Genomic DNA, 16,962 nt, shown 5'->3' with positions numbered 1-16,962 from the left:
CTATCAAATATGCACCCCGCACTGCGGGTTGTCAGGTCAGGAAATCCAATGCTTGCGCAAAAACCTGCGGGTCGGCGTTTCCGCCTGAGGCGACGACTATAACCGTTTCGCCCTTGATTTCATCCGCCCGGAACAACGCTGCAGCCAGTGAAACTGCGCCACCTGGTTCCAAAACGATCTTTAACCTCAGAAAAGCCTGCGCCATTGCGCGAAGTGATTCTGTCTCTGAGACGGCAAGTCCTGGACCGCAAAGCCGCTTCAGGATCGGAAATGTGACATCTCCCGGCTGCGGTGTCAGGATCGCATCGCAGATATTGCCTGAGACGGCATTGTTACTTTGGATGTGTCCTGTCAGCAATGAACGTTTCACATCGTCAAAACCCTCAGGTTCGCATGGGCGGGGCCGCAATCCTGGGGAATGGCCCTCTAGCGCCAGCGAAATACCGGCAGTCAGGCCGCCACCTCCACAGCAGATCAACACATCGGCTTCGGTGACACCCGCATCGCCTGCCTGACGCGCTAATTCCAGACCAACCGTGCCTTGGCCCGCGATGACAAGTGGTTCGTCATAAGGTCGGATCAATGACAAGCCTCGCTTTGCGGCAAGGGATTCGCCAATTTCTTCGCGGCTTTCATTGGCGCGATCATACAATACGACCTCGGCACCCAAGGCGCGCGTGTTATCGATTTTAAGTTGCGGTGCATCGGATGGCATAACGATGACTGACGCCACCCCATGTTGCGCAGCAGCGTATGCCACCCCTTGCGCATGGTTACCCGACGAGTAGGCAATCACTCCGCATTGGCGCGAAACCTCGGTCAAGGCAGAGATGGCAGACCAAGCGCCGCGAAACTTGAAACTGCCTGTATGTTGCAGGCACTCCGGTTTCACCAGAACCTTACGACCAGCGATTTCATCCAAAAAGGGCGAGGACAGCAAGGGCGTCTCGCGAACATGTCCATTCAACCGTTGAGCCGCGGCCTCGATCATTTCCAACGTGCTCATGATGCGTCCAATACTTTGCGGATGATGGCCAGTGATTGTGGTTCATTCAGAAATGGCACGTGCCCACGATCTGGCACTTCGACCGAGATCAGACCAGGATGCCTCTCATGCATTTTTTGCACTGTATCAACCCCCAAAACGTCCGAGTTTTCTCCCCGGATCACACCGGTCGGGATGTTTCGCAAGGCTTCGAAAAATAGCCACAGGTCAGGAGTTGCGCCAGCCGCGGCTTGTTCAAGCAGCGCTTTTCGTAACGCGCCATCATACCGCAATTCCAATCCACTTTTCGACTTGGCATACTGGATCTCAGCCTGTTGCCTCCAGACTTCCAAAGGGACGCCCGGAAATTTTGGCTCCATTTCTTGTTGGATAAGGGCGGCGGCTTGGTCATAAGTGGCTGCGACTGGTTCTTTGCCGACATAATCCATGATTTTTGCTATACCCACCGGTTCAATGACCGGTCCGACATCGTTCAGAATAACACCAGCCAGACGATCAGGATTGCTTGCCGCTAACGCCATCGCGATTAAGCCACCACGAGACGTGCCCAGTATCGTCACCTTATCAAGGTTCAAATGATCCAATAATTCGATGACGTCATGTGCTTCCCTAAGTACGTTATAGTTCATGAAATCGGGGTCATAGTCTGATTTTCCCCGCCCCCGATAATCCATCGTGATCATGCGCAAGTCGTTGGCGTGTGGCGCAAAAAACGAGAAATCACGACTGTTTCGGGTCAATCCTGCGAGGCACAACAGAGGCTTGCCCGTGCCACTGTCCTCGTAGTGGATTCGCAGACCATCGGATGTCGTAAAGAACGCCATTAAAGACCTGCCAAAGCTGGGATCGTCGATAGGTTGGGCAGAACATGCGCTGGCGTCCAGGGTAGTCGATCCATAGGTTCATTTGCGCGGTTGACCCACGCAGTAATAAAACCATATCCACTTGCGCCAGCGGCATCCCACCCGTTCGAACTGACGAAAAGCACTTCGTCTCGGTCGCAACCAAACCTTTTTTGCACCAGATCATAGACACGAGAGTGAGGTTTGAAGACTCCTACGGCTTCAACCGACAGCACATCGTTAAGTAATTCTTCGATCCCCGCCGACTGTACCGCTCCATCCAACATCGGTGGCGACCCGTTGGAAAGAATGGCCGTTTGCAGGCCTCCGGCCTTTAGAGCCGCCAACATTTCTGGAACCTCAGGGTATGCTTGTAACTCCCAGTATAGGTCCAACAGTCTTTGCCTTAGCCTGTCGTCACCTTGCAGCCCAGTGGCCTCCAGTGACCAGTCAAGGCCGTCCTGTGTAACATCCCAGAAATCTGCGTGGGCATTCGCAACTGCACGCAGCCATGTATATTGCAATTGTTTCAGACGCCAGTGAGCTGCCAATTCAGGCCATTTGTCACGAAGCGCTTCGAACTCTGGCTCGGCAGATGCTTGACGGGCGGCTGCTGTCACATCGAATAGTGTGCCATAGGCGTCAAAAATACAGGTTGTAATAGCCATCGGTTCCTCCCGCGATCGCGCGCAAGGTGACACAAGAATATGAGGCTTTAAAGTGCTTAGGGAATTCTATTCCATTATGTCGGGCCATGCTCTAATTTAGGCCGCTCATGCCCTGAGGCTGGAGGCCGAATTGACCACTATCAGACAAGGCGACACTGTTCGCATTCATTACACGGGAACACTTTTGGACGGCAAAGTTTTCGACAGTTCCGACGGACGTGATCCTTTGGAGTTCGCGGTTGGTTCAGGCCAAATCATTCCTGGCCTCGACGCCGCCCTTCCGGGAATGGCAATCGGTGAAAAAAAACGTGTCGAAGTTCCCTGCACGGAAGCTTATGGTCCGATCAATCCGGGTATGAGGCAGCAAATCCCAAGAGAGGGGATACCAGACGATATCCCGCTTGATCCAGGCAGTCAGTTGCAGATGCAGACGCCTGATGGGCAAGCTGTACCTGTTACCGTTGTAGATAGTGATGAGGCGACGGTCACCTTGGATGCAAATCATCCGCTAGCCGGTCAGGATCTGATTTTCGACATTGAGATTGTTTCGATAAACTGATCCAGACTTTCAAAGATCGGCAAACCCGTGCAGAAGCGATTCAAAGGCAGAAACGACCTGAGGCTGCGTAAAAAACAAAAACGCGGTCAGTAGGCCAACTAAGGTTACCAGCAAGAGACGCGCGCGACTATTACGAATCCCGGGTTTCTTCTGAGACGCGAGGGTACGACCATTGCTTGCAAGTATCTGATCAAGTTTGCTCATGCCGCAATCCCTGCATCGGAAACGTGGTGAAATCTTGACACCAACAGGGAAAGATAAGGTCACATTGCGTCTGGTTGCGGCATGCCAAGAATGTGAAATCCGCCATCCACGCGAATAATTTCTCCCGAAGTATACATCCCGGCATCCGAAGCCAGGTAAACAGCAGTGCCGCCTACTGCCTCGAGCGTTGCGTTTGAACGCATCGGCGCATTCTGGTCGCAAAACTTGTAGGTCTTGCGCGCACCACCAATAGCGGCACCTGCCAGTGTTTTCATAGGGCCAGGGGAAATCGCGTTTACACGGATACCTTCAGGGCCGAGATCATTGGCCAGATACCGAGTCGCGGATTCCAATGCAGCCTTAGCAACACCCATGACGTTATAATTCGGCACCACCTTGTTCGACCCCTGATAAGTCAAAGTCAGTAGAGTTCCACCGTTGTCTTTCATCAGCGGATAAGCCCGACGGGCGATCTCGATAAATGAATACGCTGACACATCGAGCGAGTGTTTGAAATTGGCCCTGGTAGTGTTGAGAAACCGTCCGGTCAGCTCTGATTTGTCAGAATAAGCGATAGCGTGAACCACAAAATCGATCGTTGGCCAACGGGCAGCCAATTCGTGAAAGGCGTGATCTAATGAGGCATCGTCAGTGACGTCTGCATCCACCATGAAATCGCTGCCAAGGCTTTCGGCCAATGGTGCAAGGCGCTTTCCGAATGCGTCGCCCTGATAGGTGAACGCAAGCTCGGCGCCTGCCTCATGCATGGCCTTGGCGATGCCCCAGGCAATAGAGCGATCATTGGCCACGCCCATGATCAGGCCGCGTTTACCCTTGAGAAGATCCGACATCTTATTCACCCGTTATATTTTGACAGAACCATGGATCCATTTGTGCCGCCAAAGCCAAAGCTGTTGGTCATGACACTATCCAAGCCTGCGTTTTCAACGACTTGAGTCGCAATTTCACCGGGCTGGATGCCTTCGGCAAGCGTTTCCACGTTGATCGATGGAGTAATGAAGTCGTGGTGCAACATCAAAAGACAGAAAATCGCCTCAAGCGCACCAGCTGCGCCCTGCGCATGGCCCGTCATCGATTTGGTTGACGAGATCGGTGGAACATTGCCTTCGCCAAAAATACGGCGCACCGCCTCCACCTCACCCACGTCTCCGACCGGGGTCGAGGTGCCGTGAGCGTTGATATATCCAACAGTTCGACCTTCGGGCAGGGTCGACAAAGCCAAACGCATTGCGCGCTCGCCACCTTCGCCAGATGGGGCCACCATATCGTGACCATCCGATGTTGCCGCATAGCCGGTGACCTCGGCGTAGATCTTGGCGCCACGTGCCAACGCGTGCCCGAGTTCTTCGAGAACCACAATGCCGCCTCCACCGGAAATCACGAACCCATCGCGGTTCTGATCAAAAGCCCGCGACGCTTTTTCCGGGGTGTCATTGAACTTCGATGACATTGCACCCATTGCATCAAAAAGACAGGACAGGGTCCAATCCAGTTCTTCACCGCCACCGGCAAACATAACATCTTGCTTACCCATCATGATTTGCTCGGCAGCATTTCCGATGCAATGTAGAGAAGTCGAACAGGCCGAAGTGATCGAGTAATTGATTCCCTTAATTTTGAAGGCCGTGGCTAAGTTGGCTGAAATAGTCGAGCACATGCACTTGGGTACAGCAAAGGGACCAATGCGCTTGGTCGCGCCGTTTTTCAGAACCGTCTGGTGGGCGGTCAACATCGCGCTGGTCGATGGCCCGCCGGATCCAGCGACAAGTCCAGTACGGGGATTCACGACCTGTTCCAGGCTCAGACCCGAGTCCTCGATTGCCTGATTCATGGCAATGTGTGCGTAAGCGGCGCCTGGACCCATAAAACGAAGAGTGCGCTTGTCCACATGCTCGGTTACATCGATCTTTACAGTCCCGGCGATCTGGCTACGAAAGCCATGTTCAACCATCTGCTCATTCGCTTCGATCCCGGATTTGCCCGCTTTGAGCGAGGTCAAAACCTCTTCGGCATTGTTTCCGATTGAGGACACGACCCCCAGACCGGTGACGACGACGCGACGCATAAGCGTACTCCTGTGTTCCGTTTAGTGCAATGTATCCGACAGCTGGGGTCAGCTCTCGGATAATGCAACCTTCATGTCCTTGACCTGATAGATCAATTCGCCATCAGCTTCGACTCGGCCATTTGCTACGCCCATGGTCAGGCGACGTGTCTGCACGGCCTTTGTAAAATCCACGTAATACGTCAACATCTTGCGGTCGGGACGCACCATACCAGTCAGCTTGACCTCGCCGACACCCAGCGCATAACCGCGCCCCTGCCAGCCACGCCAGCCAAGGTTGAAGCCAGTTAATTGCCAAAGCCCGTCCAAGCCCAAGCAGCCAGGCATGATTGGGTTGCCCGGAAAGTGACAGTCAAAAAACCAAAGATCGGGAGTGATGTCGAATTCAGCGACGACATGTCCCTTGTTATACTCTCCGCCGTCCTCTGAAACATCAGTTATCCGATCCATCATCAGCATTGGCGGGGCAGGCAATTGCGCGTTGCCTGGGCCGAATAGTTCGCCGCGGGCGCACTTCAGCAGATCGTCCTTGTCAAAACTGCTCGGGAATTGGGCCATTCTGCCGCCTCTCCTGCCAGGGTCCGTTCGTAATATCTGGCCTCGTCTAGCACCCGTATGCAAGGTCCTGCAAGAGTGGTGCGCCACATCATGCTGTGGTTACGACAATCTTTGCGATTGAAATTCATTTGAAATTGCGGGTCGAGAGCACTTATATATGAGTATAGCGAAAATGGGTATCGGACACATGACACCTCAGAGCCGTGACATAGCGACAGATTGGCTGGTCAATGCCGGGTTGCGACCAACGCGTCAGCGGGTTGCTTTGGCAGAGCTACTGGTTGGCGATGGCCGACACAGACATGTCACTGCCGAAAGTCTGTTCGAGTCTGCAAAAAATAATGGTGACCCGGTGTCGTTGGCTACGGTTTACAACACTTTGCGAGCATTTTGTGACGCGGGCGTTCTGCAAGAGATCACGGTTGACGGTTCGAAAAGTTATTTTGATACCAACACTCATGATCACCCGCACTTTTTCTGGGAAGAACAAGGCCGATTAAGCGATGCGCCGTCTGATGAGTTGGTGATCCAACGGCTCCCGGAAGCGCCCGAGGGCGTTGAGATAGCGTCCGTAGACGTCGTCATTCGTCTTCGAAAGAAATCCTGAAATTGATCTGAATTTCCTTGAGTGCGGAAAATTTTCTGCGGCTCAGATTCATTAAGACGTCGTGTCGCAATTGGAATTGATGGCACGATTCAAATATGAACAGATCAATCGAACGATTTTCCGGAGCCTTTAATGCCTCACAGACTTGTAACCCAGGAAATGATCGACACCTATCAGATGGATGGAGTCGTTTTGGTCAAGGGTTTGTTTGCTGATCATGTGAACGAATTACGTGAGGGTGTTGCCGCGAACATGGCCGCACCCGGGCCTTATGCCTCGGAAAACAAGAAGTCCGGAGAGACAGGGCGATTCTTTGACGATTACTGCAACTGGTCACGAATTCCACAATTCCGGGCTGTGATTGAAACTTCGCCTGCAGCAGAAGTGGCTGCCGATCTGATGCAGTCACAATCAGTTCAGATGTTCCACGATCACGTTCTGGTAAAAGACCCAGGTACTTCGATGGCTACGCCTTGGCATCAGGACGGGCCTTATTATTTTGTCGAAGGCCAGCAAACTATCAGTTTTTGGTCGCCGCTCGATCCGGTTAGCCAGGCTACGCTACGTTGCGTGGCGGGATCTCACCGTTGGGAAAAAGAAGTGCTTCCGACGCGGTGGGTATCGGAAGAAGGTTTTTTTGCGGATGAAGGGCAATATATCCCGGTGCCTGACCCAGATGTCGAAGGCATGAGGATCGTCGAATTCGAAATGGAACCTGGCGACGCAGTAGCGTTCAATTTTCGTACATTACACGGGGCACGCGGCAATCAATCTGATATCAGCCGCCGGGCCTTCTCGCTAAGGCTGGTGGGCGACGATGCCCGCTATGTTCAGCGCCCGGGTCGTACTTCACCGCCATTTCCAGGACACGACATGGTGCCTGGCCAACGCCTGCGGGAGGATTGGTTTCCGATGTTGTTGCAACACTGAGTCTGCTTAGAACCACTGCCCAGGTTCCATCAGTCCCAAATCCATCAGTTGTTCCGATTTCCATTCGAACGGAACCGACTTGCACCATCGAAAACTTGGAATGTCAAATGTCGACCCTGAATTGGACTTGAGCGCCTTCGCCGCGCGGAAAGAGCACACAGCGGCGGATAGATTGTGGTGCCAAGGACAGGAGTACGTGTTGTACTCCGGCTCGTTGAAAGTATGGTCCGGCTGCAGCAATAACCCTTTTCGAGCCCTGAACAGAGCGACCCGATCGATGCGTCGGCGCTCGTAAGGAATTTGATCTTCAAATCGCCACCGCAGTCCACCTGACATGTCCAGTTGCCGCTCCAGCGGCCGTCCTTCAGAGTCGTGTCGTGCATGCGCGTAGTAACCTGTACTGTCCAGCATCGCGTGATTTGGCGCTACCCCGTTAGGAAAGACGTCCAAATCATCTGCGTACAAGTCGACAACATGAGCCATCATTGAGTCGCGTCTTTCCTCGGAGTGAAAGGCGAGCAACTCTTCTACGCTTCGTGTCTCGCAAAAGGGGTAAAACAGATATTCGGCATTGTATCCGTAGTAAAACCAAACACCGGGCGCGGCCTTTATGACGCGATTGACCGTGTCAAAGACTACATCGCGTGGCGCGCAGTTTAATGTTATACGATGAATCTTGGCTTCAAGCTCAGCTTCCAAAGCGAACTGATCAGGCAGAAAGACAATAACTGACTTGAAACCAAGCCTCAGATGATGGCGCAGGGTACTGTCCAACTCAACATCATCTTCAGCAAACAACAACGCCACGGGGCCTTGGGCTAAGGTTGATGGTGCCCATTTCTGAAAATGCTCGAGAGAGTCATACCGCACTGTCTGCACCGGTCCCGCTTTGCTGGAAGTTTTCGTCAAACTCGGGTAAATGCGCGGCCATTGCAAGCGGCGTTCGTTGCGTATAGATGACGTCGACCTAGCGAGCGCAAAGGCCTTTCTCATGTCCGAACCCAAAAAGCTGTATATCAAGACTTATGGCTGCCAGATGAATGTCTATGACAGTGAGCGGATGGCCGAGGCGCTTGGCGGCAAGGGCTATGTTGAGACGAAGTCCCCAGACGATGCTGACATGATCTTGTTGAACACATGTCACATTCGTGAAAAAGCCGCTGAAAAGGTTTATTCCGAACTTGGCCGCTTTAAAGGTTTAAAGGCCGAAAAACCGGATTTAAAGATCGGTGTGGCAGGTTGTGTGGCCCAGGCCGAAGGGCAAGAGATTATGCGCCGCCAGCCGTTGGTCGATTTGGTGGTAGGTCCGCAAAGTTACCACCGTTTGCCCGAAATGGAGGCCAAAACGCGGGAAGGCAAAAAGGCGCTGGATACCGATTTTCCTGAAGAGGATAAATTCGAAAAGCTAAAGAACAGACCAAAAGCCAAACGTGGACCAACAGCTTTTCTGACAGTACAGGAAGGGTGCGACAAGTTCTGCGCGTTTTGCGTGGTCCCATATACACGTGGGGCCGAGGTCAGTCGGCCAGCCGATAGAATCCTGCACGAGGCACGCGATCTGGTTGAACGCGGTGTGCGCGAAATCACATTGTTGGGGCAAAACGTCAACGCCTATCATGGTGCCGGACCGAGTGGCGACATGACGCTGGCTGGTTTGATATGGGAACTGAACAAAGTAGATGGTTTAGAGCGCATCCGCTTTACCACATCTCACCCCAATGACATGACCGATGATCTGATCGAAGCACACGGTACATGTGACAAGCTGATGCCATACCTGCACCTACCGGTACAGTCTGGATCTGACCGAATTCTAAAGCGCATGAACCGTAGCCACACTGCGGATAGTTATCTGCGATTGATAGAGCGTATTCGCGAAGCCCGCCCTGACATCTTGATGTCAGGAGATTTTATTGTCGGTTTCCCGGAAGAGACGGATGAAGACTTTAAGGCCACCTTGGATTTGGTGGAGCAGGTTAGATACGGCTATGCCTATTCTTTCAAATATTCAACGCGGCCAGGCACACCTGCGGCAGAACGGCCACAGGTGGACCCGGAAAAGGCGGACAGCCGCTTACAAGAATTACAGGCCGTTATCACTCGGCACCAGCGCGAAATTCAGGACTCAATGGTTGGACGAAAACTACGTGTCCTGTTTGAAAAGCCGGGTCGGCAAAGTGGGCAAATGGTGGGAAAATCCGAGTATCTGCACGCAGTTCACGTCTCTGACGCAAGTTTGAAGGTCGGCGAGCTGCGAGATGTCAGAGTAGTTTCGTCAAGCGCGAATTCGTTGGCCGCAGAACTACTCTAACCTGTGCAACTCGTTCAAATATGACGATTCTAATGAAAAATTAACCCTTGATTTAAGGGTGGAATGTATGGTCCGAGGTATCCCAGTTTTTTCAAGGGTCATGTATTTCCCTTGGCTGTTCGAGTTGCAAGTTGACTAGTTGCTTGAAAAACGCACTGGAGGGTACGAGTAGTGAGCCGAATAGGTCGTCAACGAATGAAACTGAAAGGTTTCCTTTCGGCGACTTTCCCGTTCTTTCTTTCGGCTCTGTTCTCAACATCTGTATATGCCAGTGGCAAAGACGGCGAAGTGGCTGAACCCGATGTTTTTTCGCCTCAGACCGAAGCAAGTGACGTCAGTGCATTTTATCTTGGCGTGAGTGCTGGTTACGGAGCAGGTGGTACCGACCGCTTTGGGCTCGCGGTACCCGGTGACAGAATAAACATTGGAGACCTTGAACCCTCGGGCGGTTATGGAGGCATTCGCGGCGGTTGGCGTGGGATAGTCCCAACCACCGGCGGACGCGACTATGTCTATGGTGTAGAATTAACTTATGATTTTGGCACGTTGGACGACACCGCCTCGTCATTGGTCGGTGGGACGACGGTCGACGCCCGATCTGCTATTTCAGATGTTTTTTCGATCCTATTTCGAAACGGAATCACAAACCGCAGCCGGAGCGTTCTGTACTTTTTTTCCGTAGGTTACGCCCGGGGGGAAGTTACAACTTCGTCCACTCTTACAGGAGAAGATTTGCTTCTAAATTTGGAAGACACCGGCAACCGAAACGGTTTTTCAGCCAGTCTGGGTGCTGAACATCGGCTGAACAAGAATTGGTCAATCACGGGTGAAATCGAATATTTCCAGTTTGAGTCGGAAGAAGTCGACCTAGGGTCGGGTTTTTCCACCAAATCAACTCCGAACTTCGGCGGATTGCGTGTCGGGCTGAACTACACCTTCTAGTTGGTTCGCGCATCGGATTGCGGTCTTTCGTAAATTTCACAATGTTTTTTCAAATGACTGTAGAAGGTTAATCCTTTTCATCGCGAATTTATGAAACTCCAGCTTGCGTCTGGCCCAAGATGTTGTCTACGCTCAGGGTGAAACGCCAAGACAGGAGAACGGATTGGCCATCGGTGCCCTGAACCCACCGCAAAGTGACATGCCCCAGCGCGAGGCTTTTGTTGAATTTCCAGACAACCGGTTGTTGATAGATTTATGCGGGGAATACGACCGCAATCTTGCAAGCATTGAGCAGAAGCTGTCGGTTCAAATCGTACGCCGAGGCAATCAATTGGCGGTAATGGGCGACGAAGACGCCCAAAAGCAAGCCATTGATGTTTTGCAGGCTTTGTATACCCGTCTTGAAGGCGGTCGCGAGGTTGAAGCAGCCGATGTGGACCGAGAGCTGAGAATGGGCAATTCTGAGGCGGAAACTGGAGCACGCGACGGCGACCAATTGGAGATGTTCAAAGGCGGCGCGGTTGAAATCAAAACACGCAAGAAACTGGTCGAGCCTCGTACAGATGCTCAGAAGGCCTATGTCCAGTCGTTATTCAACAATGAATTGGCTTTTGGGATTGGACCGGCCGGTACGGGCAAAACATATCTGGCCGTAGCTGTCGGGGTATCAATGTTCATAGGCGGGCATGTGGACCGCATCATCCTCAGCCGTCCTGCAGTCGAGGCTGGTGAAAAGCTGGGGTACCTTCCGGGCGACATGAAGGACAAGGTCGACCCTTACATGCAACCACTTTACGACGCTCTGAACGATTTTCTACCTGGTAAGCAACTGGCAAAGTTGATTGAGGAAAAAAGGATAGAGATTGCGCCGCTTGCCTTTATGCGCGGGCGAACACTAGCGAACGCATTTGTTGTTTTGGACGAGGCGCAGAATGCCACGACTATGCAGATGAAGATGTTCCTAACACGGCTGGGTGAGGGTAGCCGCATGGTGATTACTGGCGACCGATCACAGGTTGATCTGCCGCGCGGTGTACCATCGGGTCTTGCAGATGCCGAGCGGTTGTTAAAGACTATTCCAAACATCAGCTTCAACTACTTCACCTCGAAGGATGTGGTGCGACATCCGCTTGTCGCCGCCATAATCGAGGCCTATGAAGCTGATGCAGGTCGCGAAACAGGTTAAAAACACACGGCGCGGTCGGGAATGCAGCCTTAGATCATTTTCATGAACCTTGAAATTACCATCGAAGACCTCCGTTGGCATGAGATAGAGCCGCTCATACTTCGCGCTGTCGAAGCCACGCTGGATTATAGGGGAGTCGAGAAAGATAACTGTGAAATCAGTTTTTTATGCTGTGATGACGCCCGGATCGCGGAATTGAATTCTGAATTCAGAGAAAAGCCGACTCCAACAAATGTTCTGAGTTGGCCCACAGCGGAGTTATCTTCTGAAATTCCTGGCGAAATTCCTTCAATGCCTGAAATGGATTTCACCGGCGAGATAGCTTTGGGTGATGTTGCAATTTCCTATGACACCTGCATGCAAGAGGCAATTGAAGCGGGTAAAAATTTGGAAGATCACGTGACACATCTAATCGTTCACGGTGTTTTGCATTTACTGGGGTATGACCACATTCGTGACCCCGACGCCACTCTGATGGAGGGCGTGGAGGTTAAGATACTTGGCAAATTGGGTGTGGATAACCCATATAATACATGAAGTGGGCACTGACCCGATCATTTGGAACAGGAAAATGGGCGATATAGACGGCAGTTCTAGGGCGGCGCAAAGCGCGCGATCCGAGAGCACCAGTAATCTCAACAACGAAAAAAGCGGGTTATTTTCCCGACTTGTCGAAGTGTTCTCTTCAAAAGACGATGAACCTGGTCGGATAAACGGAACTCCTGCAAGCCCTCCCCAATCGCGTGGTATGATGAACCTGCGGCGCATGCGGGTCGAGGATGTGGCGATCCCAACTGCAGAAATCGTGTCGGTTCCATTGACGACGACTAAGGAAGAACTGGCGCAGATTTTCCGAGAAAGCGGTCTGTCTCGAATACCGGTTTATGACGGTACTCTGGATACGCCACTTGGATTTGTGCACCTAAAGGATTTTGCGCTGACCCACGGTTTTAACGGAAATTCGGCGAAGTTTGACTTGAAATCTATGTTGCGGACACTGTTGTTCGTCCCGCCCTCCATGCCAATAGGTGTTTTGTTAACCAAAATGCAGACCGAACGACGGCACATGGCCCTTGTGATCGACGAATATGGCGGGGTCGATGGGCTGCTAACAATCGAAGATCTCATTGAACAGGTCGTCGGGGAGATTGCCGACGAGCATGACGCCGATGAAGATCAGCTGTGGGTTCAAGAAAAACCTGGGTGCTATATCGTAAAAGCGCGCGTTCCATTGGAAGAGTTCGAAGCTGAAATCGGTCGTTCGCTGACCAGTCATGAGGATGTGGACGAGGAAGAAATCGACACGCTTGGTGGCTTAGTCTTTATGTTGTCCGGTCGCGTGCCGACGCGAGGAGAAGTTGTTCAACACCCCGAAGGTCCGGAGTTCGAAGTGATCGAAGCCGATCCGCGACGGATTAAGCGTTTACGGGTAATGTTGCCGGACATCGCTCAATGATGCCCATTCAAGGCTGGCCGTTTTGGTTAAGACTTGCACTAGCCGGAATATTGGGGGCATTCGCAGCATTTGGTTTGGCACCTTGGGGATACTGGTTGGCGACGCTGGTCGGACTGGTTTTTATCACGCCATTGTTTTTGGCCTGCGAAACGCCGCGCCGCGCCGCTTGGCTAGGTTGGGTATTTGCCACAGGGTATTTTGCCAACGCCCTTAGCTGGATAACCGAGCCATTTCTGGTCGATGCAGAACGTCATGCTTGGATGGCGCCATTTGCGCTGGTGTTCTTGGCTGGTGGACTAGCCTTATTCTGGTCCTTTGCATTTTGGACAACACGGCGGATCGGTGGATCACCTTTAAAACAGGGTTTGCTGCTGTCGATTTCTCTGACTTTGGTTGAATTCGCCCGAGGATATGTCTTGACCGGATTTCCTTGGGCAGGAGTTGCGCAAGTCTGGGTCGACACGCCAATAGCGCAACTTTTGTCACTTGTAGGACCCTATGGCTTGGCGGCACTGACCTTTGTATCAACGCTGCCGCTTGGTGCGTATCTCAACGGACCTGGGAAACCGCGTTATTTATTAATCCCCGCGTTTTTGACCCTTGGGTCTATGGTCTTGTCCTTAGGTTATGCAACATTTCGCCCCGAGGTGCAGTTCAAGCAGCAAGTCGTGCGCCTGATACAGCCGAACGCGCTGCAACATCAAAAATGGGATCCGGACTTTGCGCCTGTGTTTTTTGCGCGGCAAATTGAATTCACGGCGGCTGAACCCCGACCTGATTTGATCGTTTGGCCAGAAACCTCTGTACCGGCATGGCTCGACAACGCACAACCTTATTTGGAGTCGATAACAAAGGCGGCGCAAGGCACCCCTGTCGTTCTGGGCATTCAAAGGGGGGAAGGGCCGCGTATTTTCAACTCGATGATCTATCTTGGGCCAGAGGGTCGACAAGACGGACTTTATGACAAGCACCATCTGGCCCCATTTGGCGAATATGTACCTTTCGGCGATCTAATGGCGCGTTTCGGAATATACGGTATGGCGGCGACCACCGGCAGCGGGTTCAGCGCGGGGCCAGGGGCGGCGCTGCTCGATGCTGAGCCTCTGGGCAAGGCGTTGCCGCTAATTTGCTACGAAGCAGTTTTCACGCAAGATGTTCTTTCTGCGCCTGGGCGCGCCGACTTTTTGTTACAGATTACAAACGATGCCTGGTTTGGTACGCGTTCCGGACCGTTTCAGCATTTGGCACAGGCGCGGATGCGTGCGATCGAGCAGGGTTTGCCGATGATGCGGTCGGCGAACACGGGCGTAACAGCGATGATAGATCCGCTGGGTGCAGTTACCCAGTCTTTGGACTTGGGACAATCTGGTTATATCGACGCCGTCCTGCCCATCCCCTTGGCAAAGACGGTTTATGCACGGATTGGGGATATTTGGGTCTTGGCGGCTTTATTGATGCTATTTGTGCTGGTTTGGCGCAACGTTGGGACGCCTCGGGTGCAAATACCAATTGACCCTTCGCCTTAGCACGCGTATTCCCTGGCAAGTTCGTCACAACGGCTTCCTGGCGTGGCGGGGAAATCTTAATGGAGCGCTTTTATGTCCCGACAGAATTACGTTTTTACCTCGGAGTCCGTTTCCGAGGGGCACCCGGATAAGGTTTGTGACCGTATTTCGGATGCTGTGCTTGACGCATTTTTGCGTGAAGAACCCGAAGCACGTGTGGCGTGCGAAACCTTTGCAACAACGAACCGCGTGGTTATCGGAGGTGAAGTTGGGCTGTCTGATCAAGACAAGCTGCATGACTACATGGGGCGTATAGACGAGATCGCGCGCGCCTGTGTAAAGGACATTGGTTATGAGCAGGATAAGTTCCATCACGAAACTATTGAGGTGACGAACCTGCTGCATGAACAATCTGCCCATATCGCGCAAGGTGTAGATGCGTCCCATAACAAGGATGAAGGCGCCGGCGACCAGGGTATTATGTTTGGTTATGCGACAACCGAAACGCCTGAGTTAATGCCGGCACCGATCCAGTACTCGCACGCGATCCTGCGCCGTCTGGCTGAAGTGCGAAAAAACGGTACTGAACCTGCACTGGGACCTGACGCTAAATCACAGCTTTCGGTCGTCTATCGAGACGGCAAGCCAGTAGGGGTGAGTTCGGTTGTTTTATCGACCCAGCATTTGGATGAGTCGCTCACTTCGGACGACATTCGCCTGATCGTTGAGCCTTATATTCGCCAAGTCCTACCTGACGGTTGGTTGTCTTCGGAAACCGCATGGCACGTAAATCCGACAGGTAAGTTTGTTATCGGAGGACCAGACGGTGACGCTGGTTTGACCGGGCGCAAGATTATCGTGGACACATACGGGGGCGCAGCGCCGCACGGCGGTGGGGCATTCTCTGGCAAAGACCCGACAAAGGTGGATCGTTCGGCGGCTTATGCAGCACGCTATCTGGCCAAAAACGTCGTGGCGGCAGGGATGGCCGAGCGCTGTACCATTCAGTTGAGCTACGCGATTGGCGTATCCAAACCTCTATCGATTTATGCTGACACACATAGCACTGGCCAAGTTCCAGATGCTGATATCGAAAAAGCAGTGGGGCAAGTCATGGACCTCACGCCACGCGGCATCCGAGAGCATCTTGCGCTGAACAAACCAATCTATCAACGTACTGCGGCCTACGGCCACTTTGGTCGCCAGCCAGATGAAGATGGTGGTTTCAGTTGGGAGCGCACAGATCTGGTTGACGCACTGAAACAAGCGGTTTGATCCAACGGAAAAAGCGCACCGAAGACGGTGCGTTTTTTACATTGGCCGTTGAGACTTCGCCCTTGAAACGCTTGAACTGCAGCAGTATGGCCACCGCTATGAGCAATCAGCTTTCGCAACGTCCGCACCGGAATTTTTATGGCCGTCTCAAGGGCAAAGCCCTCAAGCCCAGTCAAAAGGCCTATTTGAGCGAGGATTTGACCGCACTTTCCCCCGGTGCGGTCGATTGGCATACTAATCCTGAACGTGTTCCGTTGGATCTTGCGGGTCTGTTCGACAGTCGCCCTGTTTGGCTAGAGATTGGGTTCGGAGGAGGCGAGCATCTGGTGCATCAGGCGGAAAGCAATCCGGATATCGGTATTATTGGGGCAGAGCCATACATCAACGGTGTTGCAATGTTATTGGGTAAGATCCGGAAAGCCGGGGTCGAAAACTTGGCAGTTCATCCTGGTGACGCGCGTGATCTGTTCGATGTTTTACCAGAAGCCAGCATCTCGCGTGCATTCCTTCTTTATCCCGATCCATGGCCCAAAAAGCGTCATCACCGCCGCAGGTTCGTCACGCCTGAACATTTGGAGCCGCTTGCTAGGGCGTTGAAGCCCGGATCTGTTTTTCGTGTGGCTACAGACATCCCTGATTACGTGCGCCAAACATTGGAAGAAGTGCCGCGTGCCGGGTTCGAATGGTTGGCCGAAGGCCCCAAAGACTGGCGCGAGCCTTGGGGTGATTGGATTTCCACCCGTTACGAACAGAAAGCTCTGCGTGAGTGCCGCACGCCGCACTACCTGACCTTCCGCCGCAAAGATTGATTGCTGCTGGACCAATTG

At 52.7% G+C, this 16,962-nt stretch carries 19 protein-coding genes and 1 riboswitch; of the genes, 11 read left to right on the top strand and 8 right to left on the bottom strand.

What is annotated here, in order from left to right; all coding sequences use genetic code 11:
* Positions 1-31 precede the first annotated feature (31 nt).
* From AC2FNV_RS00950 to AC2FNV_RS00940, 3 genes are read right to left on the bottom strand one after another with little or no spacing between them, the layout of a single operon-like run.
* A complete protein-coding gene (locus tag AC2FNV_RS00950; protein ID WP_170604566.1) occupies positions 32-1,006 on the bottom strand; it encodes a threonine ammonia-lyase in 975 nt (324 codons plus the stop codon).
* Positions 1,003-1,830, bottom strand: coding sequence for an alpha/beta fold hydrolase (locus AC2FNV_RS00945; RefSeq protein ID WP_170604568.1), 828 nt, complete (start codon positions 1,828-1,830; stop codon positions 1,003-1,005). Before AC2FNV_RS00945 ends, AC2FNV_RS00950 begins: the two co-directional genes overlap by 4 nt.
* Positions 1,830-2,516, bottom strand: a complete 687-nt coding sequence (locus tag AC2FNV_RS00940; protein WP_170604570.1) for a haloacid dehalogenase type II — start codon at positions 2,514-2,516, stop codon at positions 1,830-1,832. Before AC2FNV_RS00940 ends, AC2FNV_RS00945 begins: the two co-directional genes overlap by 1 nt.
* 130 nt (positions 2,517-2,646) lie before the next feature.
* On the opposite strand from AC2FNV_RS00940, the gene AC2FNV_RS00935 reads away from it, so the two are divergent.
* Positions 2,647-3,075, top strand: coding sequence for an FKBP-type peptidyl-prolyl cis-trans isomerase (locus AC2FNV_RS00935; RefSeq protein ID WP_170604572.1), 429 nt, complete (start codon positions 2,647-2,649; stop codon positions 3,073-3,075).
* Between the two features lie 9 nt (positions 3,076-3,084).
* Here AC2FNV_RS00935 and AC2FNV_RS00930 read toward each other — a convergent pair whose 3' ends face one another.
* Genes AC2FNV_RS00930 through fabA form a run of 4 tightly spaced genes read right to left on the bottom strand, consistent with a single transcriptional unit; the run spans position 3,085 to position 5,923 of the window.
* Positions 3,085-3,279, bottom strand: coding sequence for a hypothetical protein (locus tag AC2FNV_RS00930; protein WP_170604573.1), 195 nt, complete (start codon positions 3,277-3,279; stop codon positions 3,085-3,087).
* Between the two features lie 59 nt (positions 3,280-3,338).
* A complete protein-coding gene (locus AC2FNV_RS00925; protein WP_170604575.1) occupies positions 3,339-4,130 on the bottom strand; it encodes an enoyl-ACP reductase FabI in 792 nt (263 codons plus the stop codon).
* 5 nt (positions 4,131-4,135) lie between these two features.
* Complete coding sequence (fabB, locus tag AC2FNV_RS00920; protein ID WP_170604577.1) at positions 4,136-5,365, bottom strand: beta-ketoacyl-ACP synthase I; 1,230 nt, start codon at positions 5,363-5,365, stop codon at positions 4,136-4,138.
* 48 nt (positions 5,366-5,413) lie between these two features.
* Positions 5,414-5,923, bottom strand: coding sequence for a bifunctional 3-hydroxydecanoyl-ACP dehydratase/trans-2-decenoyl-ACP isomerase (gene fabA / locus AC2FNV_RS00915; protein WP_170473870.1), 510 nt, complete (start codon positions 5,921-5,923; stop codon positions 5,414-5,416).
* A gap of 187 nt (positions 5,924-6,110) precedes the next feature.
* On the opposite strand from fabA, the gene irrA reads away from it, so the two are divergent.
* Together irrA and AC2FNV_RS00905 are read left to right on the top strand one after the other, a co-directional pair.
* The gene (gene irrA, locus AC2FNV_RS00910; protein ID WP_170475354.1) at positions 6,111-6,530 is read left to right on the top strand and encodes an iron response transcriptional regulator IrrA; all 420 of its coding nucleotides are present in this window, start codon (positions 6,111-6,113) and stop codon (positions 6,528-6,530) included.
* A gap of 132 nt (positions 6,531-6,662) precedes the next feature.
* Positions 6,663-7,460: a phytanoyl-CoA dioxygenase family protein gene (locus tag AC2FNV_RS00905; protein WP_170473867.1), complete on the top strand. Its 798-nt coding sequence runs from the start codon at positions 6,663-6,665 to the stop codon at positions 7,458-7,460.
* Between the two features lie 6 nt (positions 7,461-7,466).
* On the opposite strand, the gene AC2FNV_RS00900 is transcribed toward AC2FNV_RS00905, so the two are convergent.
* Entirely contained in the window at positions 7,467-8,330 is an 864-nt protein-coding gene (locus tag AC2FNV_RS00900) for a glycosyltransferase family protein (RefSeq protein WP_170604871.1), read from the bottom strand.
* A gap of 121 nt (positions 8,331-8,451) precedes the next feature.
* Between AC2FNV_RS00900 and miaB the strand changes: the two genes are divergently transcribed.
* The 8 genes from miaB to trmB all read left to right on the top strand — a co-directional run bounded on the left by miaB (position 8,452) and on the right by trmB (position 16,944).
* Complete coding sequence (miaB, locus tag AC2FNV_RS00895) at positions 8,452-9,771, top strand: tRNA (N6-isopentenyl adenosine(37)-C2)-methylthiotransferase MiaB (RefSeq protein WP_170604581.1); 1,320 nt, start codon at positions 8,452-8,454, stop codon at positions 9,769-9,771.
* 195 nt (positions 9,772-9,966) lie between these two features.
* Positions 9,967-10,713, top strand: a complete 747-nt coding sequence (locus AC2FNV_RS00890) for an outer membrane protein (protein WP_170604583.1) — start codon at positions 9,967-9,969, stop codon at positions 10,711-10,713.
* A gap of 163 nt (positions 10,714-10,876) precedes the next feature.
* A complete protein-coding gene (locus AC2FNV_RS00885) occupies positions 10,877-11,899 on the top strand; it encodes a PhoH family protein (protein ID WP_437436508.1) in 1,023 nt (340 codons plus the stop codon).
* A gap of 42 nt (positions 11,900-11,941) precedes the next feature.
* Complete coding sequence (gene ybeY, locus AC2FNV_RS00880; RefSeq protein ID WP_170604585.1) at positions 11,942-12,436, top strand: rRNA maturation RNase YbeY; 495 nt, start codon at positions 11,942-11,944, stop codon at positions 12,434-12,436.
* A 34-nt stretch (positions 12,437-12,470) separates the two neighbouring features.
* On the top strand, positions 12,471-13,355 hold the full coding sequence (locus tag AC2FNV_RS00875) for a hemolysin family protein (protein WP_170473855.1): 885 nt from the start codon (positions 12,471-12,473) through the stop codon (positions 13,353-13,355).
* Entirely contained in the window at positions 13,352-14,881 is a 1,530-nt protein-coding gene (lnt, locus tag AC2FNV_RS00870; RefSeq protein ID WP_170604587.1) for an apolipoprotein N-acyltransferase, read from the top strand. The genes AC2FNV_RS00875 and lnt overlap by 4 nt, the downstream gene beginning before the upstream one ends.
* Before the next feature lie 18 nt (positions 14,882-14,899).
* A riboswitch (SAM-SAH riboswitch) is annotated at positions 14,900-14,948 on the top strand.
* A gap of 5 nt (positions 14,949-14,953) precedes the next feature.
* A complete protein-coding gene (gene metK / locus AC2FNV_RS00865; RefSeq protein ID WP_170604589.1) occupies positions 14,954-16,135 on the top strand; it encodes a methionine adenosyltransferase in 1,182 nt (393 codons plus the stop codon).
* A gap of 98 nt (positions 16,136-16,233) precedes the next feature.
* A complete protein-coding gene (gene trmB, locus AC2FNV_RS00860) occupies positions 16,234-16,944 on the top strand; it encodes a tRNA (guanosine(46)-N7)-methyltransferase TrmB (RefSeq protein WP_170604591.1) in 711 nt (236 codons plus the stop codon).
* The last annotated feature ends 18 nt before the right edge of the window (positions 16,945-16,962 follow it).

The sequence above is a fragment of the Ruegeria sp. BHSA163 genome, from assembly GCF_059613365.1.
The sequence above is the reverse complement of the archived record's forward strand: the minus strand, read 5'-3'. Positions and strand labels throughout refer to the sequence as shown.